The organism is Nocardia sp. NPDC050435, from assembly GCF_040655395.1.
Lineage (GTDB): Bacteria > Actinomycetota > Actinomycetes > Mycobacteriales > Mycobacteriaceae > Nocardia.
The window spans coordinates 605,372-626,794 of sequence record NZ_JBFAJW010000005.1; the positions used below are offsets into that span (position 1 = coordinate 605,372).

General features: G+C 69.7%; 18 protein-coding genes. 6 read left to right on the plus strand and 12 right to left on the minus strand.

The features are described 5' to 3' along the window. Positions 1-16: 16 nt before the first annotated feature. The 5 genes from galT to sigJ form a co-directional block, all read right to left on the minus strand. Positions 17-1,084: a galactose-1-phosphate uridylyltransferase gene (galT, locus tag AB0I43_RS18875; RefSeq protein ID WP_356979845.1), complete on the minus strand. Its 1,068-nt coding sequence runs from the start codon at positions 1,082-1,084 to the stop codon at positions 17-19. Between the two features lie 78 nt (positions 1,085-1,162). After that, the gene (locus AB0I43_RS18880; protein ID WP_356979763.1) at positions 1,163-1,489 is read right to left on the minus strand and encodes a hypothetical protein; all 327 of its coding nucleotides are present in this window, start codon (positions 1,487-1,489) and stop codon (positions 1,163-1,165) included. Positions 1,490-1,549: 60 nt separating this feature from the next. Beyond that, positions 1,550-3,085, minus strand: coding sequence for a multicopper oxidase domain-containing protein (locus AB0I43_RS18885; protein ID WP_356979761.1), 1,536 nt, complete (start codon positions 3,083-3,085; stop codon positions 1,550-1,552). Continuing rightward, positions 3,082-3,528 carry a hypothetical protein gene (locus AB0I43_RS18890; protein ID WP_356979759.1) on the minus strand — a complete coding sequence of 149 codons (447 nt, stop codon included), beginning with the start codon at positions 3,526-3,528 and terminating at the stop codon, positions 3,082-3,084. The genes AB0I43_RS18885 and AB0I43_RS18890 overlap by 4 nt, the downstream gene beginning before the upstream one ends. A 153-nt stretch (positions 3,529-3,681) precedes the next feature. Continuing rightward, positions 3,682-4,578 (minus strand): RNA polymerase sigma factor SigJ, encoded by an 897-nt coding sequence (gene sigJ / locus AB0I43_RS18895; RefSeq protein WP_356979758.1) that lies wholly within the window; start codon positions 4,576-4,578, stop codon positions 3,682-3,684. Between the two features lie 172 nt (positions 4,579-4,750). Between sigJ and AB0I43_RS18900 the strand changes: the two genes are divergently transcribed. Continuing rightward, on the plus strand, positions 4,751-5,911 hold the full coding sequence (locus AB0I43_RS18900; RefSeq protein ID WP_356979757.1) for an amidohydrolase family protein: 1,161 nt from the start codon (positions 4,751-4,753) through the stop codon (positions 5,909-5,911). Here the strand turns inward: AB0I43_RS18900 and AB0I43_RS18905 are convergent. Beyond that, the gene (locus AB0I43_RS18905; RefSeq protein ID WP_356979755.1) at positions 5,901-7,952 is read right to left on the minus strand and encodes an alkyl sulfatase dimerization domain-containing protein; all 2,052 of its coding nucleotides are present in this window, start codon (positions 7,950-7,952) and stop codon (positions 5,901-5,903) included. The two genes, AB0I43_RS18900 and AB0I43_RS18905, sit on opposite strands and share 11 nt — an antisense overlap. Positions 7,953-8,119: 167 nt before the next feature. Continuing rightward, positions 8,120-8,563, minus strand: a complete 444-nt coding sequence (locus AB0I43_RS18910) for a MarR family transcriptional regulator (RefSeq protein ID WP_356979753.1) — start codon at positions 8,561-8,563, stop codon at positions 8,120-8,122. Positions 8,564-8,707: 144 nt separating this feature from the next. On the opposite strand from AB0I43_RS18910, the gene AB0I43_RS18915 reads away from it, so the two are divergent. Then, entirely contained in the window at positions 8,708-9,817 is a 1,110-nt protein-coding gene (locus AB0I43_RS18915; protein ID WP_356979750.1) for an NADH:flavin oxidoreductase, read from the plus strand. Here the strand turns inward: AB0I43_RS18915 and AB0I43_RS18920 are convergent. Further along, complete coding sequence (locus AB0I43_RS18920) at positions 9,810-10,925, minus strand: FAD-dependent monooxygenase (protein WP_356979749.1); 1,116 nt, start codon at positions 10,923-10,925, stop codon at positions 9,810-9,812. The two genes, AB0I43_RS18915 and AB0I43_RS18920, sit on opposite strands and share 8 nt — an antisense overlap. 191 nt (positions 10,926-11,116) lie before the next feature. On the opposite strand from AB0I43_RS18920, the gene AB0I43_RS18925 reads away from it, so the two are divergent. Further along, a complete protein-coding gene (locus AB0I43_RS18925) occupies positions 11,117-11,824 on the plus strand; it encodes a TetR/AcrR family transcriptional regulator (protein WP_356979746.1) in 708 nt (235 codons plus the stop codon). A gap of 37 nt (positions 11,825-11,861) precedes the next feature. On the opposite strand, the gene AB0I43_RS18930 is transcribed toward AB0I43_RS18925, so the two are convergent. From AB0I43_RS18930 to AB0I43_RS18945, 4 genes are all read right to left on the minus strand, one after another. After that, positions 11,862-12,992 carry a lipase family protein gene (locus tag AB0I43_RS18930; protein ID WP_356979844.1) on the minus strand — a complete coding sequence of 377 codons (1,131 nt, stop codon included), beginning with the start codon at positions 12,990-12,992 and terminating at the stop codon, positions 11,862-11,864. 304 nt (positions 12,993-13,296) lie between these two features. Continuing rightward, positions 13,297-14,661: a DUF1254 domain-containing protein gene (locus tag AB0I43_RS18935; RefSeq protein WP_356979745.1), complete on the minus strand. Its 1,365-nt coding sequence runs from the start codon at positions 14,659-14,661 to the stop codon at positions 13,297-13,299. Positions 14,662-14,739: 78 nt separating this feature from the next. Continuing rightward, positions 14,740-15,963 carry a saccharopine dehydrogenase NADP-binding domain-containing protein gene (locus AB0I43_RS18940; protein ID WP_356979744.1) on the minus strand — a complete coding sequence of 408 codons (1,224 nt, stop codon included), beginning with the start codon at positions 15,961-15,963 and terminating at the stop codon, positions 14,740-14,742. A 94-nt stretch (positions 15,964-16,057) separates the two neighbouring features. Then, positions 16,058-16,735: a TetR/AcrR family transcriptional regulator gene (locus tag AB0I43_RS18945; protein ID WP_356979742.1), complete on the minus strand. Its 678-nt coding sequence runs from the start codon at positions 16,733-16,735 to the stop codon at positions 16,058-16,060. 111 nt (positions 16,736-16,846) lie between these two features. Here AB0I43_RS18945 and AB0I43_RS18950 point away from each other — a divergent pair, with 111 nt between their 5' ends. From AB0I43_RS18950 to AB0I43_RS18960, 3 genes are all read left to right on the plus strand, one after another. Beyond that, a complete protein-coding gene (locus AB0I43_RS18950; protein WP_356979740.1) occupies positions 16,847-19,099 on the plus strand; it encodes an MMPL family transporter in 2,253 nt (750 codons plus the stop codon). 288 nt (positions 19,100-19,387) lie between these two features. Then, positions 19,388-20,182, plus strand: coding sequence for a ParB/RepB/Spo0J family partition protein (locus tag AB0I43_RS18955; protein ID WP_356979739.1), 795 nt, complete (start codon positions 19,388-19,390; stop codon positions 20,180-20,182). 160 nt (positions 20,183-20,342) lie between these two features. Further along, positions 20,343-21,422: a 3-oxoacyl-[acyl-carrier-protein] synthase III C-terminal domain-containing protein gene (locus AB0I43_RS18960; RefSeq protein ID WP_356979736.1), complete on the plus strand. Its 1,080-nt coding sequence runs from the start codon at positions 20,343-20,345 to the stop codon at positions 21,420-21,422. Position 21,423: the final 1 nt, after the last annotated feature.

The window sequence follows — 21,423 nt, forward strand, 5'->3', positions numbered from 1 at the left end:
CCCTCGGACACTTGATTCACCGCACCTCCCGCAATTCCGCCGCGACCTGTTCGGGCGTGGTGTCGCTGATGAACACGTTCATGCCCGACTCCGACCCTGCCAGATACTTGAGCTTGTCCGCAGCCCGCCGGATCGAGAACAGTTGCAGGTGCAGCCACCAATCCTGGCGCGGGACACCGGAATCGGGCGTCGGCGCCTGGTTCCAGGCCGCCACGTACGGCATCGGGGCCGGGAAGCGGCGGGCGAAGCGGCGCAGCACGTCCGGGTAGAGCTCGGCGAAGGCGTCGCGCTGGGCGTCGTCCAGGTCGGGCAGGTCGGCGACCCGGCGGTGCGGGTAGAGCTGTACCTCGTAGGGCCAGCGCGCGAACGGCGGCACGAACGCCGTCCACTCGGCGTTGGCGGCGACCACGCGCCGGCCGGTGCTGCGTTCGGCGGCGAGCATATCGCCGAACAGGCTGGCGTCGTGCGCTTTCCGGTAGGCGGTGACATTGCCGCTGATCTTGGTCACGCGCGGCGTCACGAACGGGTAGGCGTAGATCTGCCCGTGTGGGTGCGACAGGGTGACCCCGATGTCGGCGCCGGAGTTCTCGAAGCAGAACACCTGGCCGATGCCGTCCAGCGCCGCGAGCTCCGCGGTGCGCTCGGCCCACACGTCGACCACCAGCCGGACCCGGGTCGGCTCGAGCTGGGCGAACGAGGAGTTGTGGGCGCTGGTGAAGCACACCACCTCGCACTTGCCGAAGCCGTCGCGCAGCAGCGCCAGGGGTGCGCCCGCGACCGCGGCGGGGTGCTCGGCGCGCACCGGGGTGAGCGAGGGGAAGCGGTTGTCGAAAACCGCGATCTGGTAGTCGGTTTCGGGGACCTCGGTGGCGTGCTCCGGCGTCGAGGGGCAGAGCGGGCACAGGTCCGCGGGCGGCAGGAAGGTGCGCGACTGCCGGTGCGAGGCCACCACCACCCACTCGCCCAGCAGCGGATCGAACCGGGCCTCGGAGCTGGTGTGCGCGGTCGGCAGGTCGCGCGAATCCGTGGCCAGGCGCGCCACCGGGGTGGCGTCGTAATACCGGATCGTCCGGCCGTCGGCCAGCGCGCGCTCGGTCTTGATCACCGGTCAAGTATCGCCGACCGACAGCAAATTTCCAGCAACCTCGCTGGGGTCGGAAGGTCAGTCCGATACCAGCGCCGCCAGCGCCGCCGCGGTGCCCAGCAACAGCACCGCGTTCGCGACCACGGTGATCCGGCGGTGCGGCAGCGCCACCGGCAGGGTGAGCCCGGTGACGAGCGCGGCGGGCAGGCTCAGCATGGTCCCGAAGATCAGCCGGTAGCCGTGCGGGTCGTCGGCGGGATCGGACGACAGGCGCGAGCTGAGCACCCCGGCCACGCACAGCAGCCACAACAGGGCCGCGGCGGCGCACACGAGCCCGGCCACGATCCGGAATATCAGGGTCAGCACCCGCCGGTAGTCCCGGCGGGTAGACGGATCTCTCTGCATCGTTCCTCCCCGGAGACGATCACAGCACAGTGCCGCAGGGCAGTGCCACCCGAATTCGGGCTACTCGGTGACGAAGTCGGCCATCATCGACATGTCCTCGTGCTCGGCGTTGTGGCAGTGCAGCATGAAGGTGCCCGCGTGGTCGGTGAACCGGACCGCGATCTCGACCGCTTCGGCGGGCCGCAGGTCGACGGTGTCCTTCCAGCCGGAGTCGGTGGGCAGCGGCGGCCGGTTGTTGCGCGAGAGCACCAGGAACGGGTCGAGGTGCAGGTGGATCGGATGGTGGAAATCGCTGATCAGCCGCCAGACCTCGAGCTCGCCCAGGCGCGGGCGGGCCAGTACGCGGCCGGCCTGGTAGGGGAGTCCGTTGATGGTCCAGCCGTGATCGGGGCGGAGCTGGAAGTGGAAGGTGCGGGTGCGGACGGCGCGGCTCGGGTCCACGGCGGGCGCCGCGCCGAGGCGGTCGGGCAGCGGCGGGTCGTCGCCCGACGCGGCGGTGATCTCGAAGCGCATGATCTCGGCGGTTGACCCGCTGCCCAGCCGGTTGCACAGGCGGACCCGGGTGCCCGGCCGATAGCGGGCGAAGTCGACCACCAGGTCGAAGCGTTCGGCCGGGGCGATGTCGAGGCGATCGTGCGCGATCGGGCGCGGCAGCAGGCCGCCGTCCGAGCCGATCTGGACCAGCGCGTTGCCGCCCGGTGGCGGTGGGTCGAGTTCGAGGCGGTAGCGGCGGGCGTTGGAGGCGTTCAGGACACGGAGGCGGTGGCGCGCGGCGTCGACCCGGGCGGTCGGCCAGGGCGCGCCGTTGACCAGGATGACGTCGCCGAGCACCCCGTTCATGTAGGGAGCGGTCACGCCGTGGCGGTCCGCGCCGGCCCGCGGGTAGCGGAACGAACCGTCGGCCGCGAAGGAGCGATCGGCGAGCATGAGCGGGAGATCACGGGCACCCGAGGGCAGGCGCAGTGCCGCTTGCTCCTCGTCGTCGATGAGGTGGAAGCCCGCGAGCCCCTGCCAGAGGGCGTAGCCGGTGCCGCCGTGGCGGTGATCGTGGTACCAGAGCGTCGCGGCGCGCTGCTGATTCGGATAGGTGTAGTCGCGATGGCCCGGTGCGGCGTCGCGGGCCTGGTGATGGCCGGTGTGGTGGGTGGCGTGCGCGGGCAGGATCAGGTCCATCGGGTAGCCGTCGCTGTCGGCGGGAGTGTGCCCGCCGTGCAGGTGGACCACCGCGGGCTGGTCGAGGTCGTTGCGATGGCGGATCACCGACCGGCGGCCCGCGCGGGCCACGATCGTGGGGCCCGGGAAGCTGCCGCCGTAGGTCCAGGCCGGTGTGCGCAGGCCGGGCAGGATCTCCAATTCGGCCGGGCCCTGGGCGATTTCGTAGTAGTCGGCGACCGCGTCGCGGCGCACCGGCTCGAGCACCCGGGGGATCGGCAGCGGCACGGTGAACGGCCGGGGCAGCGGAACCTGGCTGGGCAGCAGCAGCCCCGGCTCGCCCGGGCCGAGCAGGCGGGCGCCGCCGGCCCATCCGGTCGCCGCGACCGCGGCCGTGGCCGCGGCGGCGCCGAGGAAGCCGCGGCGTGACATCGCGAAACTCATCGGCGTCCGCCCGGAACGCGCCGCCACGCGGTGTGGGTCTGCTGCAGCACGCCCACCACCAGCAGCACCGCCAGCGGCAGGTGGACCGCCAGAATTCGCTGCTCGCCCAGGGGAATCAGGGCCGCGGTGACCAGGATCTGGCCGATCCCGGCGAGCACCGGCTGCGTGCCCGACAGGCGTAGCCGGCGGCACAGCAGCGCCGCGAGCAGTTGCACGAGCAGGAGTGCGCCCAGCAGTCGCGCGTTGCGGGCGTGGGCGGCCAGGGCCGCGAACTCGCCGGACAGGAAGCTGCCCGCCAGTGCGGCTTGGAGCAGGACCAGTGCGGCCACGCCGGTGCTCGCGGCGCGCAGGAGCAGCACCGCCCAGCTGGTCCGGGACGCAGGATCGTCCGGTGCCTTCGGTCCGGAATCGCTGTGGCGCAGGGCATTCGCGTTCGTCGTCATGTCGCTGCCGGCCGGGTACGTGCCGAATGGTGCGGGATGGGCATGGGTGAGCCTCCGGGGTTGGGCGCGCAAGGATTCGGCGGCAAAGGCGCTCTACCTCGCGCGAGGCGGAAGAAGGGTTGTGCGGGAGCGGGATTCGCCTCGCACGCCGACTCAGCTGATGCTGGTGAGCTTGTCCGGGTTGGTGATCGAGTAGACCGCGGCGATGGCGGTGCCGTCGGGCGTGAGGTCGACGACGACGACGGCCAGGGGGCTGTCGCCGGAGAACACGAGGGCCCCGGCGTCCCCGGCGACGCGGCGATAGCGCAGGTCCAGATCGGTGGGGATCGTCGCGGCGACGGACATGAAGACGGCGGCGACGTTGTCGCGGCCGTGCACCGGGCGCAGGCTGAGCGCGGGGCCTTTGCCGCCGCCGTCGGTCCACAGCGTCACCTCGGGCGCGAGGATCTCCAGCAGTGCGTGCAGATCGCCGCCCAGCGCGGCCGCGGCGAACCGCTCGGTCACGCGGGCCTGGAGCTGCGGCGGCGCGCTATGCCGGGGGCGGCGGGCGTGCACGTGGCGGCGGGCGCGGGTCGCGAGCTGGCGGATCGCGGCGGGGGAGCGGTCGAGCATGTCCGCGATCTCCGGATGCTGGAAACCGAAGACCTCGTGCAGCACGAAGACCGCGCGCTCCAGCGGCGAGAGCGTCTCCAGCACAACGAGCATCGCCATGGACAGCGCCTCGGCGCGCTCGACGGCGGCGGCGCTGTCCGGCTCGGCGGCGACCAGGGGTTCCGGCAGCCACGGGCCGATGTAGGTCTCCTTGCGCTTGCTCAGGTCGGCGCGCCGGGCGAGGGCCTGGTTGGCGGCGATCCGGACCAGATAGGCCCGCGGGTTCTGCACCGGCCGCGCGTCGGCGGCGCGGTGCCGGGCGGCCCAGGCCAGCCACACCTCCTGGAGCACGTCCTCGGTGTCGGCGACGCTGCCCAGCATGTTGTAGACCACCGAGAACAGCAGTTCGCGATAGCCCAGGAATTCTTCGGTGCCGGTGTCCGGCGGAACGGATGTCATGTGTGCCTCCTCGCTGTGTCAGGACCGAAGAGGCACACGACGCCTCGAGTGTGACATGGGCGGACCCGGCTGTGATCGGCGCCACAGCGATGTCACAACCCGGGGGCGGTACGCCCTCTGTGGTGGTGGCCGGGAGCGAACCCGGAAAGTCACCAGCACACAGGAGAATTCGATGCGCACCAGCATTCGCGGCGCCCAGGTTTTCGACGGGCAGCGCAACCTCGGACCCGTCGACGTGGTCCTGCACGACGCCGTGATCGCCGCCGTCGGCGGCGCGGCCGAGCGGGCCGACGTCGAGATCGACGGCACCGGCCACACCCTGCTGCCCGGTCTGATCGACGCGCACACCCACGTCTTCGACGGCAGCCTCGCGGCGGCGCTGCGGCACGGCGTCACCACCGAACTCGACATGTTCTGCCTGCCCGAGGTCCTCGCCGGACAGCGCCGCCTGGCCGCCGAGCGCGACGACGTCGCCGACTTCCGCAGCCCGGGCACCCTGGCCACCGCGCCCGGCGGCCACCCCACCCAATTGCTCGCGGGGATGGCGGGCCTGCTCGACGGCGTCGGCACCACCATCGATTTCGTCGAATCCCCGGCGCAGGCACCGGCTTTCGTCGAAGCCCGGTTGGCCGAGGGCGCCGACTACCTCAAGATCGTCATCGACGACGGCGCGGTGCACGGCGCGGACCTGCCCGCGCTGTCACCGGAAACCGTTGCCGCCCTGACGGAGTCGGCGCACGACGCGGGCCTGCGCGTGATCGCCCACGCCGTCACCGCCGCCGAGGTGGCGATCGCGCTGGACGCGGGCGTGGACGGGCTGGCCCATGTCTGGACCGATCTCGCGCCCGGCGACCCGGCCACCGCCGCCCTGGCGGATCGGCTCCGCGCCCACGGCGCTTTCGTCGTCACCACGCTCGCCTACTTCGAGGCCATCACCGCCCAGCGGGTGCGCACCGCCGACTGCGCCCGCCCCGGCAGCTCGGCCAACGCGGCGGGCGCGGTCCGCGCTCTGCACCGGGCCGGCGTCCCGCTGCTCGCGGGCACCGACGCCACGCCGTTCGTGCCCGAGCACGGCGCGGGCCTGCACCGCGAACTGGAACTGCTCGTGGCGGCGGGCCTCACACCCGAACAGTCCCTGGTCTCGGCCACCGGACTGCCCGCCCAGCACTTCGGCCTGCGCGACCGGGGGCGGATCGCCCCCGGACTCCGCGCGGATCTCGTTCTGGTGCAGGGCGACCCGATCCGCGACATCACCGCCACCCGGCGGATCACCGAGGTGTGGCGGCGCGGGGTCCGGCAGCCGGACCACGCGCCGCACCGGATCACGGTGTGACGATGTTGAACCCGGGATCCGGTTTGTCCAGTACCGCTTTGAGCTGCTGAAGCTTGGTGACGTCGCCGTCGACCTGGAGCAGGCCGGAGCTGACCGCCGCGGCCGGATCCTGGGTCCCGGTGAACACGGCGATCAGCGTGGGCCGGGACAGGGTGAACGTCGCGTCCGGGCGGGGGCCGGCGAAGTCGGGCGGCAGGGCGTAGTGGACGAGCACGCCGTTGCGGAGTTCGGTGCGGTAGGTCTTGTTCTCGTCGGTGATCCGCCAGTCGTTGACCAGGTTCAGATCCCAGGCTTCGGGGCCGTTGACGGTGAAGGCGGCCGCGTCGAGGATCTGGTCGACCGAGAGCGCCGCGAGCAGCGAGGGGGAGGAGGTCTGGGTGGGGGTGCCGAAGTTGCCGTTGCGTAGTTCGTAGGCGCCGGAGAGGAAGAAGTTGCGCCAGGTCCCGTTCTCGGAGCCGTAGCCGAGTTGCTCGAACGCGCTGGCCTGCACCATCTTCGCGTCCTGATTGCCGGGATCGGCGAAGATGGCGTAGTTGAGCAGCTGGACCGCCCAGCGGTAGTCGCCGTCGTCGTAGGCGCTGCGGGCCTTCTTGACTACCTCGCCCCCGCCGCCCATGGCCTCGACGTGCCGTTTGGCCGCCTCGACCGGCGGGTGCTCCCACAGGTGGGCGGGATTGCCGTCGAACCAGCCCATATAGCGCTGGTAGATCGCCTTGACGTCGTGGCTCACCGACCCGTAGTAGCCGTGGTTGTACCACTTCTGCTCCAGGGCGGGCGGCATTCGCATCATCTCGGCGATCTCGATGCCGGTGTAGCCCTGATTGAGCAGGCGCAGCGTCTGGTCGTGCAGGTAGGCGTAGGTATCCCGTTGCAGCGAAAGCCATTCGGTGATGCGGGCGGTCTCCCACATCGGCCAGTGGTGCGAGGCGAAGGCGACGTCGGTCTTGTCGCCGAACAGGGTGATGGTCTCGGTGAGGTACTGCGCCCAGACGTGGGCGTCGCGGACCACCGCGCCGCGCAGGGTCAGGATGTTGTGCAGGGTGTGGGTGGCGTTCTCGGCCATGCACAGCGTGCGGTGTTCGGGGAAGTAGAAGTTCATCTCGGACGGCGCCTCGGTGCCGGGGGTCAGCTGGAAGACGATGCGCACCCCGTCCAGCACCTCCTCCTGGCCGGTGGTGGTGATGTCGCGGGTGGGCGGGACCAGGGTCACCGTGCCCGTCGAGGTGGTCATGCCCAGGCCCGCGCCGACCTGTCCCTGCGCGCCGCGGGGCAGGGCCGCGCCGTACATATAGGCCGAGCGGCGGGCCATGGCGGTGCCGGCGAAGACGTTCTCGCTGACGGCGTGGTCGACGAAGCCGGCCGGGGCGAGCACCGGGCAGCGGCCCGAGGCGACGTCCTCGGTGGTGGTGACGCCGAGCGCGCCGCCGAAGTGGTCGACGTGGGAGTGGGTGTAGATCATGCCGGTGACCGGGCGGTCGCCGCGGTGCGCGCGGTACAGCTCGAGCCCGGCCTTCGCGGTCTCGGTGGAGATCAGCGGATCGATGACGATCACCCCGGTGTCGCCCTCGATCAAGGTCATGTTCGACAGGTCCAGGCCGCGGATCTGGTAGAAGCCCGGCGCGATCTCGTAGAGGCCCTGCTTGAGGACCAGTTGCGACTGCCGCCACAGGCTGGGATTGACCGAGTTCGGACAGCTGCCCTGGATGAAGCCGTAGGAGTCGTTGTCCCACACCACCTTTCCGTCCGCGTTCTTGATCACGTCCGGTTCGAGCGCGGCCACGAATCCGCGGTCGGCGTCGGCGAAATCGGTGGTGTCGGAGAAGGGCAGGGACCGGTTCACCTGGGCCTGCTGGTCGATGATGTGCTCACTCGGCTCGACGGGGTCCTTGCGGTTCTCCACCGCGGTGTCGTCGCCGGAATCCCCGCAGCCGGTGGCGGACATGCCCACACCCGCCGTCACCAGGGCCGCGGCGCCGAGTCCCAGCACTCCGCGCCGGGACAGCGACCACCAGGATTCTTCGGCTTGCTCGTCGAGCCCCATGCGATCCTCCTGTTCGTGCGAACGGAAAATGCCCTCGTTGTAGCAATCTTTGAGCAAACTATCACCTGCGGCCGGACGATCGCCCCGACCGTTTCGGTGACGCGATCGGCAAAGGTGTCGCCCCCCGGCTGACGCGCGGGCGCGGAGTTCCGCCGCGCGGAATCGAGTCAGTCCGGGCTGGTCATGTGCGCGTGCATCTGCTCGAGAATGCTCTGCAGGCTGCGGCGGCGTGCGGGGCTGAGCGCTTCCAGCGCGGCCCGGACACCGTGCAGCCGCCGGCGGATCTCCCGGGCGATCGCCGCGCCCTCGGCCGTGGCGACCACCTTCTTCACCCGGCGATCGGCCGGGTCGACGTGTCGCTCGACCAGGCCGCGCTGTTCCAGCCGGGCGATGAGCAGGGTGATGTTCGACGCGTCGCAGGACAGATCCTCGGCCAGTTCGCGCATCGCGCGCGGCTCGGCGAGCAGGCAGACGAGCTTGGCCTGGCTGAAGGTCAGATCCAGGCTCTGGGCGGCGGCCAGGAAGTCCTGCTGGTAGACGCGGCAGAACTCGGTGAGCGTCGCCATGACGTCGAGTGCGGTCGGTGCGGCCGACGGCGAGGGTTGCGGCACCCGGCAAACATAAGCCGAATGCTTGACAAACTCAAGCAGTTGCGGTTGTACTGTCGCGGAGTCGCTTGAGTTGCTCAACTATCTTCGCCAGCTCGAGCGCGTTGCCCTTTCGCCGACCTCGGCCGCGCCGAGTCTGGAGACGATATGACCTCGGTAGTAGACACCACACGGATCCGCCGCCTGCTGGACCGGCCGTTCACGGTCGGCGACCTGACCGTCGCGAACCGCGTCGTGATGGCGCCGATGACGCGCAACATGTCGCCCGAGGGTGTGCCCGGTCCCGATGTCGCCGAGTACTACGCCCGCCGGGCCGCCAACAATGTGGGCCTGATCGTCACCGAGGGCACCTATATCGATCGGGTCGAGGCCGCCGCCTACCCCGGCGTCCCGCACTTCTACGGCGAGCAGTCGCTGGCCGGGTGGGCGCGGGTGGCCGAGCAGGTGCACCTGGCCGGCGGCCGGATCATCCCGCAGCTGTGGCACACCGGGGTGGCGCGCACCGCGACCGAGCCGCCCGCCGACAGCCCGTCCGGCATCGGCCTGGACGGTCAGCCGACCGGAAAAATCATGACCCAGGCCGACATCGACGCCACCGTCGCCGCCTACGCCGATGCGGCCGCGGCCGCGCAGCGCCTCGGTTTCGACGGCGTCGAACTGCACGGCGCGCACGGCTATCTCATCGACAGCTTCCTGTGGAGCGGCACCAACCAGCGCACCGACGGCTACGGCGGCGACCCGGTCGCGCGGGCGCGGTTCGCGGTGGAGATCGTCGAAGCGGTGCGCGCGGCCGTCTCGCCCGGCTTCCCCGTGTTCTTCCGTCTCTCGCAGTGGAAGTCCGGCAACTACGAGGCCAAGCTCGCCGACACCCCGGCCGAGCTGGAACAGATCCTGGCCCCGCTGGCCGCGGCGGGTGTCGACGCCTTCCACGCCTCCACCCGCCGCTACTGGCTGCCCGAGTTCGAGGGCAGCGACCTCAATCTGGCCGGCTGGGTCAAGAAGCTTTCCGGTAAGCCGACCGTCACCGTCGGATCGGTCGGCCTGGACCAGGAATTCGTCGGCGCCGCCGGCTGGCAGAAGCAGGCGGGCGTGGCGAGCATCGATCAGCTGCTCGACCGCCTGGAGGCCGACGAATTCGACCTGGTCGCCGTCGGTCGCGCGCTGCTCGCCAATCCCGATTGGGTCACCAAGGCGCTCCAGGGCCGCCTCGACGAATCGGTGCCCTTCGACCGCGCGGTGCTGAAGTCGCTCAGCTGACCGGTTCCAGCGCCCAGTCGTAGGCGGGCACGATCGAACGGCCGAACATCGCGCTCGGCAGCAGCGGCAACGCCGTGTCGCGCAGCGCTGTCGCCGTGCCCGAATTCCAGTGCGCGGGCGCGCCGACCCGGCGGGAGAGCTGAGCGATCAGCTGGGTCCGGGGCCGGCGCAGCCGGTCGTACTCGGCCAGGCCCGCGTCGACGCCGAGCGCGTCCACCGCGGCGGCGAGGGTGACGGCGTCCTCGAGTGCCTGACAGGCGCCCTGTCCGAGATTGGGCGCCATGGCGTGGGCGGCGTCGCCGAGCAGGGCGACCTGCCCGTGGACGTAGCTGTCCAGGTTCGGCAGCTCGTAGGTGTCGTGCTGGAGAACCGCCGCGGGGTGGGCGGATTCGAGTAGCGCGGGCACCGGGTCGTGCCAGCGGGCGAACCGGGCGCGCAGTTGGTCCAGGCCGATGTCGGAGCCCGCCGGGGCGTTGGCCATCAGGTAGCAGTAGGCGCGCCCGTCCGGCATCGGGATGTAGCCGAATCGTTCACCGCGGCCCCATATTTCGGCGGTCCCGGGGAGTGGATGCGGCGCGGTGAGCAGGCGCCAGGTGGTGTATCCGAGGTAGCGGGGCGCGGCGGCGTGCGGCCACAGTGAACGCCGGGTCACGCTGTGCAGGCCGTCGGCGCCGATCACCAGATCCGCGGCGGTGGCGCCGCCCGCGTACCGTACGGTGCCGTCGGGCTGCACCGCGCGCACCTCGGCGCCCGGCCGCAGCGCGTCCGCGGGGAGCGCCGCGCGCAGGATGTCGACCAGTTCGGCGCGATGGACGATCGCCCACGTGCCGAAGCGCCGGGTCAGGCCCGCGGTGTCGTTGCGGATCAGCCAGGCGCCGTTGGCCTTTCGGATGCCCTGCGGTGGACCGGCGGGCCCGCCGGTCCGGAGCCGGTCGCCGAGGCCGAGCACGTCGAGCGCGCGCAACCCGTTGGGCTGGATCGAGAGCCCCGCGCCGATTTCGGTGATCTCGGGGGCGCGTTCGAGCACCTCGACCTGCCAGCCCCGCTGGTGCAGGGCCACCGCGGCGGCCAGCCCGCCGATGCCCGCGCCGACCACGAGCGCCTTCATCGCACGCTCCCGCCGGACCGCGTTGCGGCTCTGCGGGATTGCCGCCACCACACCGCCGCCACGACCAGCACGAGGGTCCACCACCAACGTCTCATGATTCTCCCTAGAGGTTCTAGATTATCTAGAGACTCTAGGACAGCAAAGATGCTCTAGGATGTCAACGGGTACGGCTGAACGGCGGGAAGGTGACGATGTCGACGCAGACCGGCGGCAGGCGCGAGCGGCAACGCGAGGCCACGCTGCGCGAGATTCACGAGGCCGCGCGCACGCTGCTGGTCGAACAGGGCTCGGCGGCGGTGACCATCAACGCGGTGGCCCGGCAGGTCGGGATGAGCGGGCCGTCGCTCTATCACTACTACGCCGGCCACGACGCGCTGGTCGGCGCGGTGACCGCGGATTTCTTCGACGAACTGGCCGCCGCGATGGAGCGGGAAAGAGATGCGCGGGCAAGGGAATTCGTGGGCGCGCGCATCCTGGCCGTGTGCCGGGCCATGCGGAGCTGGGCGATCACGCATCCGGCGGAATTCGGCTGGATCTTCGCCGCGCCGATCACGCCGGAGAACCGGCGGCCGGAATCGGACCGGCATCGGGCGGGGCAGCGGTTCGAACGGATTCTGCTCGACCTGACCGTCGAGCTCTGGCGCACGCACCCGTTCCCGGTACCGGACCTGGCGGAGCTGCCCGGGGAGCTGGCCGCTCAGTTGCGCGCCTATTCGGCGGCCATCGAGGGCGCACTACCGCCCGAGGCCGCGCATGTCTTCCTGTCCTGCTGGATTCGGCTCTACGGCCTGCTGTGCATGGAGGTGCTGCACCAGCTCGATTTCGCCTACTCCGACCCGGAGCCGGTCTACGAGGAGTGCCTGCGCGAGATCGCGGGCGCGCTGGGGCTGGAACGATGAGTTCCGGGGTGGCCGGCGCCACCCCGGAACGCCGCACTCAGCAGCTGGTGGGAACCGGCTCGTTGCGGAAGCGGGACTCGACGTAGTTCCAGGCCTCGGCGAACCCGGCCGCGGCGGCGGTCATGTGCTCGGCGATGTCATAGGTGACGAGCTTGACCGGTGCGCCGGCACGGCAGTACCGATCGGCGGTCTCGGCGACGGTGTTGTAGGGGGTGAGGGTGTCGTAGCGGCCCTGCCAGATGTAGGTGGGAGCGGTCGGGACGCCGTCGTAGTAGCGCAAGCTGTTCTCGTGCAGCACTTCTCGTGCCACTGGGCTGTCCATCAGGCTCTTGGAGGCGGCGAGCTGGTCGGCGCTGCGGAAGGCGCCGTGGAACAGCAGGAAGCGACGGCACGCGTCATGGGTGAAATCCCGGAACCACAGGCCCTTTTCATTGAGCTGATCCGAGATCGGCAGGCGCTGCGGGTATTCCCGCTCCAGGCCCATGGCCGCGGCGAAAGCGAGGCCGAAACCGGGGTGCGGCTCGAAGCCGAGGCCCAGTGCCATCTGCTCGAGGTCGGCGGGGATGCCGCCCGCGACCACCGCGGCGAGCTTGAGATCCGGTGCGTAGGTGGGCTGCAGCGCGGCGGCCCAGCCGGTGGCCATGCCGCCGCCGGAGTATCCGGCGATGGCGACCGGCGAATTACCCAGTCCCAGTTCGCCGGCGCGCTGCACGGCCTTGACGCTGTCCAGGGTGACCATGCCGCTGAGCTTGCCGGCGCCGTAGGCGACGTTGGGGCCCAGGTAGTCCGGCAGCGAGACGGCCCAGCCGCGGCCGATCGGCAGCATCGCGCCGGGCGCGTCCTGCAGTTCGCCGTTGAACAGCGACCGCGACGGATTGCACTGCGAGCCCAGGGAATTGATCAGCGCCTGGTAGGAGACCAGCGGTGGATTGCGCACGCCCAGGGGCAGCAGCACGGTGGTGACGCCCAGGATCGCGTTGCCCGAGGAGTTGGTGGAGCGGAACGCGACCTGCCAGCCCTCGGTGCCGACGTACATGCCGGTGTCGATCTTGCGGGTGCGCACGACGTCGCCGGGCTCGCGGTCGGCGAGATCGGGCGGCACCGAGTAGAAGGGATCCGGATCCGGGCTGGGATATAGCGGATTGGCATGGCTCGGTGCGGCGAACATGCCCACGGCGACGAAGCTCAACGCGAGGGTGAGCACACGGGTGAGAAATGCGAACACGGTCTTCTTTCGGGCATAGCGGCATGGCCGACGGTGCGCCGCAGCAAGGTTGGGTGCCGGGCTGTCGTCGGCCGACGGGCTGGGTGGGGGCGGTGGTGGTTGGGCACCGACCGCGGCGTGAACGTATCACAGTGATGATCTTGGATTTGGCGCAGTGAAAAGAGTTTGACCCCGGTCACATGAACTCTCACAAAATCGTTGTGACCTGCATTCTCTGGGCCCTACCGACCCAGACAGGCGGGGCCGGTCAGAGCTGCGGGGTGAGCGCGGGCGGTTGCCAGCGCCCGTCCAGCACCTCGGGTTTCGGCGCGTAAATCCGCATGGTCAGGCTGAATCGGCCGGCGGCCGGGATCGGCAGCCAATTGCCCTGCGGCACGGCCGAACCCGGATCCTCGGCCTGCACGGCGAGATCGACCGAACCGTCTGGGTTCGTGACCACGCGGTCCCCGCCGAGCGCGTAGACCCCGGCCGGATTGGGCACCAGATAGCTCTCGTCGGTATAGGCGGTCAGCGACCAGAAGGCGTCGTTCGGCGGCAGCTGACCTGGGGCGAAGCGCAGCCGATAGCGTCGCAGCGGCCCGGCGGAGAGCGCCTGCGTGCTCAGATAGACGGCGTCGCGCGCCAGATTCGCCCCGAGGCCGACCTGGGCGATGCCCGCGCGCGCGAGGTAATCGGTGCCGTAGACGCCGACCACTTTCGGCGCGAACCAGCGATTGTTGGCCCCGTCTAGAACCTGTCCCAGGAGCGTCGCGCTGATCTGCGCTTTCGCCGCCTCGAGCGCGCGATCGAGCACACCGCCGGCGACCGTCGGGGTGTAGCGACCTGGCGTAATGCCGATTGACGCGAACCGTCGCAGCGCCGGCGCGTCTTCGGGCGCGGGCGGATTGTCACCCATCACCGCGCACATCCGGTGGAAGAACGTGTCGGCGTCCATGCTCGCCACGACTTCCGGCGGGCGCGGGCCGCCACCGGCCAGCGCGGGAACGCTGATGCCCGCGGCGTCCGTGTCCCATCGGCTCAACGGGCTCAGTCGCATGCGCGCCTGGATCTCGTGCACCGCCGCGAGATCCGCCGGGCCGCCGACCTGGACGCGGCCGAGCAGCCAGGCCGAGGCGGTCCGCATCGGCAGCTCGACGACGCCGTGCGGCAGGCTGCCGCGCCACTGCGGCCCGGTGATCGCGTAGGTGTGCGGCGCGCCGGTCAGCGGCGCGCTGCTGCTCGGGTCGTGCGCGCTGTTGGTCCACATGTCCAGCACCTGCATCAACCAGTACCGGCCCGCGGGCACGGCGGGCATCCGCAGCAGGACCGGCTCGGCGCGCAGATCGAGCCACGCCTGCGAATACAGGGTGTCCAGGTTGGGGCGGACCACATAGGTGCTGTCCGGCGTCGGCGTCGCGGCGACGTTGACGAGCTGGTTGACCGGCACCCGCGCCACCGACGCCGCCCGGGTCAGGTCCATCAGCACCAGCGGATACCCGAAGACGTAGGCCTGCACGGCCGCGGCGAACGGATCGACCGGCTCGGCCGTCGCCCGCCCGGCCGGACCCGCGCTCGCCACCGCGGCGGCGCTCATCGCGAGCAGGGAGCGTCGGGAGATCGGCCGCCGGGTCATGCGCAGGTCCTTTCGAGAAAGCGTGTGCCGCATGATGGCACACGCCGCCGGGAGCGGCCGACCGCCGCACCGGTGGACTCAGCTCGTGCCGGGGTCGGCGGCGAAGAACGCGGTGAGCAGCGAGGCCTGCAGGCTCGCGGCGTTCTCGGCCGGGCTGCACCAGGATCGGGTGGTGGCGGTCATCGCCGCGGGCGCGGGCCCGCCGATGCAGTGCGGGGCCAGGGCGGCGAAGAAAGCGTCGGGGTCGAGCAGGGTTTCCGGCGTGTGCACACCGGGCGCGGCGTCCAACGTCGTCAGTTGCAGCGCCGCGACCGCCAGCGGCACACCGGTATTCACGCTCATGGTGCGTCCGGGCACCTGGGCGAGCGCGGTCGCCGCGGTCGCGGGTTCGCCGTGGCGCGTGCCGGTGGCGAGGGCGAAAAGCGGTGGCAGCGTGCCGGATCCGATGCTGCCCTCGGGCAGCATGCCCAGGCTGCGGTAGGCCAGGTGCGCGGCGCGCTCGGGCGCGAGCAGCCCGCGATCGACGGACACCCGCAACGCCCGGCACATGGTGATCAGGAAGCGGCCGCCGGTGATGAGGTTGGTGTTGTGGCGTAACTCCGGGAACGCGCGGTGCAGCGTCACCGCTTCGGGATGCCCGAAGCTCCAACCGCTTCCGGCGCCGATGCCCGGATAGTCGACGGTGACCGTCTCCAGGGCGGGACGATCGGTCAGCGCGCCGTCGCGGGTCACCCGGATGGTGCCGGTGATCTGGTGGATCGCGTGCAGGTAGGCGGCGTTCGGGCGTTTGGCCGAGGACGGCCCGGCTTCCCGGGAGTCCTCGCCGCTCCAGGCGGTGACCAGCGAGTCGACCGTGTCGAGTTCGCGGGCCGCCGTGACGGCCAGCAGATTGGACACACCGGGGCTGGCGCCCATGCCCACCAGGGCGACCACGTCGGCGGCGCGGGCGCGCTCGTGCATCTCCAGCATGGCCAGCGTGGGTTCCCAGTCGTCGCAGATGTCGATGTAGTCGCGCCCGGCCTCGATGGCCGCGGCCAGGATCGGCACGCCGAACCGGAAGTACGGGCCGACGGTGTTGAGCACCAGGTCGCAGTCGGCGAGGGCGGCGCGCAGGGCCCGCCGGTCGGTGACGTCGAGCCCGAGCCCGGACACCTTCTCGCCCAGACTCTTCGCGACCGTTTCGGCATGGCCGGCGCTCAGGTCGGTCACCACCAGGTGCTGCACCACGGGGGCCTCGGCGAGCACGCGTGCGGCGGCCCGTCCCATCAGTCCGGCGCCACCCAGCATCAGGATCTTCGTCATCGCGGAACCTCCCCAGTCGAAGTTGACAGAAACCTGACAGTGACTATCAGGTTGATTCGACTATACGTCTCCCCCGAGAAATTGCTAGCAACTTTCAGTTTTTGTGACGCGCGCCCTGGCTGCGGGGGACCGGAAAACCGAGCACGGCCTCGGCGCTGCGGGTCAGGGCCTCGATGGCGTAGCCGAGCGCGTCGGCCAGCGGCAGATCGAAATCGGTCTGCACCCAGTAGTCGAGGGCCGCGTCGAAACCCCAGGCCAGCATGGCCGAGAGCAGGCGGATCTGCAGATCGTCGGGGTCGCGGCCGATGCGCGCGCCGACCACCTGGCGCAGGACGTCCTCGAGCCGGCGGGTCTCGCGAGCCAGGCCGTCGCGGACGTCGGGCTCACTGGCGACGTAGCGCATCCGGCGCCGGATGCGCTCCTCGTCGCCGGCCAGTTCGCCGACCAGGGCCGGCATGGCCTCGCGGATCTCCTCGACGAAGGCCTGCGGCGTGACCACGCTGTCGCTGTTCTGGCTGAGCAGCTCGATGAGCTTCGGGTCGTACTCGTCCCAGAGGATCAGGGCCTCTTTGGTGCCGAAGTAGCGGTAGATGGAGCTGGGGGAGACGTGGGAGGCGGCGGCCACCTGTTCGACGGTCACCGAGCGGAACCCGTGCTCGTCGAAAAGGTCCAGTGCGGCGCGCTGAATTTCGCGCATGGCCTGCAGTTTCTTGCGCTCCCACACGGTGCTCGGGCGAGCGGAGGGGGAGGCGTTCGGCGCTGAACGAGACATTCGTCGAGCCTACAACCGGCTGAACAAATCGGAAAGTGACTTGCAGGATGGCGATAAAGGGCCATACACTCACGGATATCTGAGAGTCACTTCCAGGTTGGAGGCGCGGACATGACGCAGTTGGACGAAAGACCGGTGGTCGCCCCCGCGCCGCCGCCACCGGGGATGGCGCACCGCTGGGGCGGGTTCGTCGCCGCGCACTGGCGCGCGACGCTGGTGCTGTGGGCGCTGCTGCTCGCCGTCTGCGCGATGGCCGTGCCGGCTCTCGAACACCGTTTGCAGGCACCGGAATTCGGCGTCGACCAGGCCGAATCCGCGGCGGCCCGGCAGATCCTGGCGCGCCACTTCCCGGCCATCGGCGCCGAACAGGACGTCATCGTCTTCGACGGTCGTGACCGTACGTCCGACACCGCCGAGTATCAAGACAAGGTGAACGTCGTCCTCGCCGAAGTCCGTCGTATCAAAGGGGTTTCGGAGGTGATCGGCCCCTTCGACGGGATGCCCGCCAAGCTGGTCTCCGACGACAAGCGCACCGCGATCGCGATCGTCGGCATCAAGGGCGACGCGGACAAACGCGCCGAGCTCGCGAACGAACTGGCGCGAAAGACGGTGCAGCACAGTGCGGGCGGCATCTGGGTCGGCCTGTCCGGGCACACGCCGATGCAGAACGACCAGGTGCGCGTCGGTGTCGAAGACACCACCAAGGCCGAGCTGATCGGCCTGCCGGTGGCGCTGGTGCTGCTCATTCTCTCGATGGGCGCGCTGGTGGCGGCCTCGGTGCCGGTCGGCATGGCGCTCGCGGGCATCGCGGGGGCCTACGGCCTGATCTATCTGCTGTCCACCTTCATGCACTTCGACACCCTGGTGCTCGCGGTGGCGACCATGATCGGCACCGGCGTCGGCATCGACTACTCGATGTTCCTGGTCAGCCGGTTCCGGGAAGAGCTGGCGCAGAGCACGATCGGCGACGTGCGCGAGCGCACCCGGCACGCGGTCGCGGCGACCATGGCGACCACCGGCACCAACATCCTGGCGTCCGGGCTGATCGTCATGATCTCGCTGGGCGCGCTGTTCGTGGTGCGGGTGCCCATCTTCCGGGTGATCGCCTGCGGTGTCGCCGCGTCGGTGACCGCGGCGCTGCTGGTGTCGCTCACACTGTTGCCCGCCGTGCTCGCGGGGCTGGGGCGGCGGATCAACTCCGGCGCGTTGCCCGCGAAATTCCTGCCGCCCGAGGCGCGCGCCGATTCCACCGGCGGCGTGTGGGCGCGCTGGGCCCGGCTGGTGATGCGCCGGCCGTGGCTGTTCGCGGTCGCGGCGACGGCCTTGCTGCTGCTCTCGGCCGCACCGCTGATGGGCGCCAAGTTCGGCATCGACGCCGGTGTGGCCGCACTGAAGGAGGAGCCCTCGGGCAAGGCCGCCAAGCTGATCGAGCAGAAGTTCGCCAGCGGCCTGCTCGCGCCGGTCCAGATCGTGGCGACCGGTCCGGTGGAGGGCGCGATGACCGAGGCCCAGAAGGAACGGTTCAGCGCGTTCGCCACGAAACTGGAGAGCGACGCGCGGATCTCCTCGGTGCTGCCGGAGGCCTCCGACAGCGGGCGCATGGTGGCGACGGTGATCCTGAAGGTGCCCTTCGACTCCCCGGAGGCGACGGCCCTGGTCAAACAGCTGCGCTCGGACGTGCGGGCGGTCAGCGCGAACGGCGGCCCGAATCTGCGGGTCGGCGGCGAGACGGCGGAGTACGTCGACTTCTCGCGCGAGATCGGGACGAAATCGCCCTGGGTGTTCGGACTCGTCCTCGCCAGTTCGTTCGTGTTCCTGATCGTCGTATTCCGCAGCATCCTGCTGCCGGTGCAGGCGATCGTGATGAACCTGTTCGCCATCGCGGCGGCCATGGGCATTACGGTCGCGGTATTCCAGTGGGGCCTCGGCGAAGCCCTGTTCGACTTCGAGAGCCGCGGTTTCATCCAGGTGTTCCTGCCGACCGTGGTGTTCGCCGTGTTGTTCGGGTTGTCGATGGACTACGAGGTTTTCCTGATCGGCCGGATCAAGGAGATATTCGACGACGGCGCCGATAACCAGAGCGCGGTCGCCGGCGGGCTCGCGCACACCGCTCGGCCGATTACCACGGCGGCCGCCATCATGGTGGTGGTTTTCGGCAGTTTCGTCACCGCACATATGCTGGAGGACAAACAGATTGGATTTTCACTGGCGGTAGCGGTTGCCATCGACGCCGCCATCGTCCGGCTGATGCTGGTGCCCGCGCTGATGCAGATATTCAGTCGCTGGAACTGGTGGTACCCGAGGTTCGGCAGAAAGGGCGTCCCGGTGAACGTCCGGGAAAAAGTCCGGGTCGAATCCGGTTAACAGACCAGCCGGTTTCCGACGCATTCGGCCGCTCCGTAATCGGGGCGGCCGAATTGTTGTCTGAAAGTTACCGGCATGCAATACTTTTCGCGTCGGCTGGTCCCGAACAGGCGGTTCGGCACACCGGAGTGTCGTCCAGAATATCGGCGATAGATTGGCCCGAGTGTGTGACGGACTATTGGTTCTAATGTTTCGGGGTTGCGTATGAACGGACAGGCTACGGCTCGCGTCACGCACGGTAATGGTGCCTCCGACCGGCTCGCCCGGGTCGGGGTTTCGCGGAATGTCGTGGATATTCCCATCGCGGCGCTCGCCCGCGGTGAATTTCTGCGGGTGCGGGAGGTGAATATCGCGCACGCCCAGATGCTCGCGCAAGTGGAATCACCGCTGCCGCCGATTCTGGTGCACCGCAGCACCATGCAGGTGATCGACGGATTGCACCGGCTGCACGCGGCGAAATCGAAAGGGCAGCAGGCTATTCGGGTCAGGTTCTTCGAGGGCAGCGCCGAAGAGGCCTTCGTGCTGGCCGTCGAGGCCAACTCCGAGCACGGCCTGCCCTTGACACTGAAAGATCGCAAGGCCGCGGCCTTGCGCCTGATGGTGATGTACCCCCTGTGGTCGGACCGCCGGGTCGCGGCCGTCGCGGGGCTGGATCACAAGACGGTCGGCGCGATCCGGCGGCGGGCCGGTGGGGAAATTCCCCAGACCTCGCGCCGGCTCGGCCGGGACGGGCGGGTGCGGCGGCTGCGCGAGCCGGCGCCGGCCGCGGCGCCCGCGCCGAATCCGCTGCGTACCAGTGACAATTCGGTCACCACCATGCGGTCGGTGCCCTCGATGATGGACAGCCTGCGCCGCGATCCGTCGCTGCGCCTGTCCGAGACCGGGCGGCAACTGCTGCGCTGGCTCGACGCCGCGCCGCGCACGCCGGTCGAGTCGGCCGAGCTGGCCGAGCAACTGCCCGAGCACTGCCTCAACCTCATCCTCGAACTCGCACAACAGAACGCGGAGACCTGGCGGCGCTTCGCGGCCCGGGTCGGCGACCGCCTGGACGAGCAGACGCTCACTATCGCGAGCAATTCCTGAACAAACTATTCCAGAGCATCGGCCGGCCATTCTTCGGTATGGCCGGCCGAGTGCTTTGTTGACCCGGGCGTGACCGATATCGAAAGATGAAGTGCAGAGGCGCGATTGGCCTCGACGGAAATTCTGAGCCACCTCCAGAAGCCGAAACGGAGCTGATCCGATGCGTTCGGAAAGTGAAATTCACAGCAGGATCGAGTCGATCGGTACCTATCTGCCTGAAACGTCGGTCACCACAGCCGATCTGCTCGGCCGGATCGATACCGAACGTTTGAACGGCGGTAAACTTCCGCCGCTCGAAGAACTCACCGGCGTTAGTGAACGCCGGGTGTACGACAATTCTCCGGAAAACTACGAGGACTCGTTCGTCCTGGCCACGAATGCGATTCGGGACTGCCTGTCCCGATCGCAGTACACGGCCGGCGAGGTCGACATCGTCATTTCCGTTTCGATCACTCGCACGATCGGCCGGGAGTACTACAGTTTCGAACCCTCCTTTGCCGCGCTGCTGGCCGAGAGCATCGGCGCGAAACAGGCGATCGCGTTCGATATCTGCAATGCCTGCGCGGGCATGGTGACCGGTGTGATGCTGGTGGACCGCATGATTCGGGCCGGTGTTGTCCGCAACGGCATCGTGGTCAGCGGCGAGCAGATCACCCCGATCGCCGAGACCGCGGCGCGGGAAATATCCGAAAAATACGATCCGCAATTCGCCTCGCTCTCGGTGGGTGATTCCGGAGCGTGCGTGATGCTGGACCGCGCCACCGACGACGCGGACATCATCGACTATGTCGACCTGATGACTTCGGCGTCCTACGCGGAATTCTGCATCGGTGGTCCGAGCCGCTACAGCCAGGGCCTGGCCATGTACACCGACAACAAATCGATGCACACCGAGGAGCGTTATCTCCAGGGCATCACCTGGTACCTGGACTACCTGCGTGAGCGGGGCGGTGACATCGACGCCGAGAAACTCGACTTCATCATTCACCACCAGTTCAGCGCCCGAGCGCTGGATTACATCAACGCGCTGCTCGAACGGGAGTCGGGCCGGCCCGCGCCGGAGAGTCTCACCGTGCTGGAGCGCTACGGCAACACCGCGTCCACGTCGCATTTCATCGCTCTGCACGACCATCTGAAGCGGGGCACCATCGCGCCCGGCCAGAAGGTCCTGATCGTGCCGTCCGCCTCCGGAATGGTGTACGGCCACATGTCCGTTCGTGTCTCCGCATTGAAGGCTTGAT

Coding starts and splice junctions, on each gene's coding strand:
- AB0I43_RS18880 (WP_356979763.1), bottom strand. CDS start 1,489: ATGCAGAGAGATCCGTCTACCCGCCGGGACTACCGGCGGGTGCTGACC.
- AB0I43_RS18885 (WP_356979761.1), bottom strand. CDS start 3,085: ATGAGTTTCGCGATGTCACGCCGCGGCTTCCTCGGCGCCGCCGCGGCC.
- AB0I43_RS18890 (WP_356979759.1), bottom strand. CDS start 3,528: ATGACGACGAACGCGAATGCCCTGCGCCACAGCGATTCCGGACCGAAG.
- sigJ (WP_356979758.1), bottom strand. CDS start 4,578: ATGACATCCGTTCCGCCGGACACCGGCACCGAAGAATTCCTGGGCTAT.
- AB0I43_RS18900 (WP_356979757.1), top strand. CDS start 4,751: ATGCGCACCAGCATTCGCGGCGCCCAGGTTTTCGACGGGCAGCGCAAC.
- AB0I43_RS18905 (WP_356979755.1), bottom strand. CDS start 7,952: ATGGGGCTCGACGAGCAAGCCGAAGAATCCTGGTGGTCGCTGTCCCGG.
- AB0I43_RS18915 (WP_356979750.1), top strand. CDS start 8,708: ATGACCTCGGTAGTAGACACCACACGGATCCGCCGCCTGCTGGACCGG.
- AB0I43_RS18920 (WP_356979749.1), bottom strand. CDS start 10,925: ATGAAGGCGCTCGTGGTCGGCGCGGGCATCGGCGGGCTGGCCGCCGCG.
- AB0I43_RS18925 (WP_356979746.1), top strand. CDS start 11,117: ATGTCGACGCAGACCGGCGGCAGGCGCGAGCGGCAACGCGAGGCCACG.
- AB0I43_RS18930 (WP_356979844.1), bottom strand. CDS start 12,992: ATGTTCGCCGCACCGAGCCATGCCAATCCGCTATATCCCAGCCCGGAT.
- AB0I43_RS18935 (WP_356979745.1), bottom strand. CDS start 14,661: ATGACCCGGCGGCCGATCTCCCGACGCTCCCTGCTCGCGATGAGCGCC.
- AB0I43_RS18940 (WP_356979744.1), bottom strand. CDS start 15,963: ATGACGAAGATCCTGATGCTGGGTGGCGCCGGACTGATGGGACGGGCC.
- AB0I43_RS18945 (WP_356979742.1), bottom strand. CDS start 16,735: ATGTCTCGTTCAGCGCCGAACGCCTCCCCCTCCGCTCGCCCGAGCACC.
- AB0I43_RS18950 (WP_356979740.1), top strand. CDS start 16,847: ATGACGCAGTTGGACGAAAGACCGGTGGTCGCCCCCGCGCCGCCGCCA.
- AB0I43_RS18960 (WP_356979736.1), top strand. CDS start 20,343: ATGCGTTCGGAAAGTGAAATTCACAGCAGGATCGAGTCGATCGGTACC.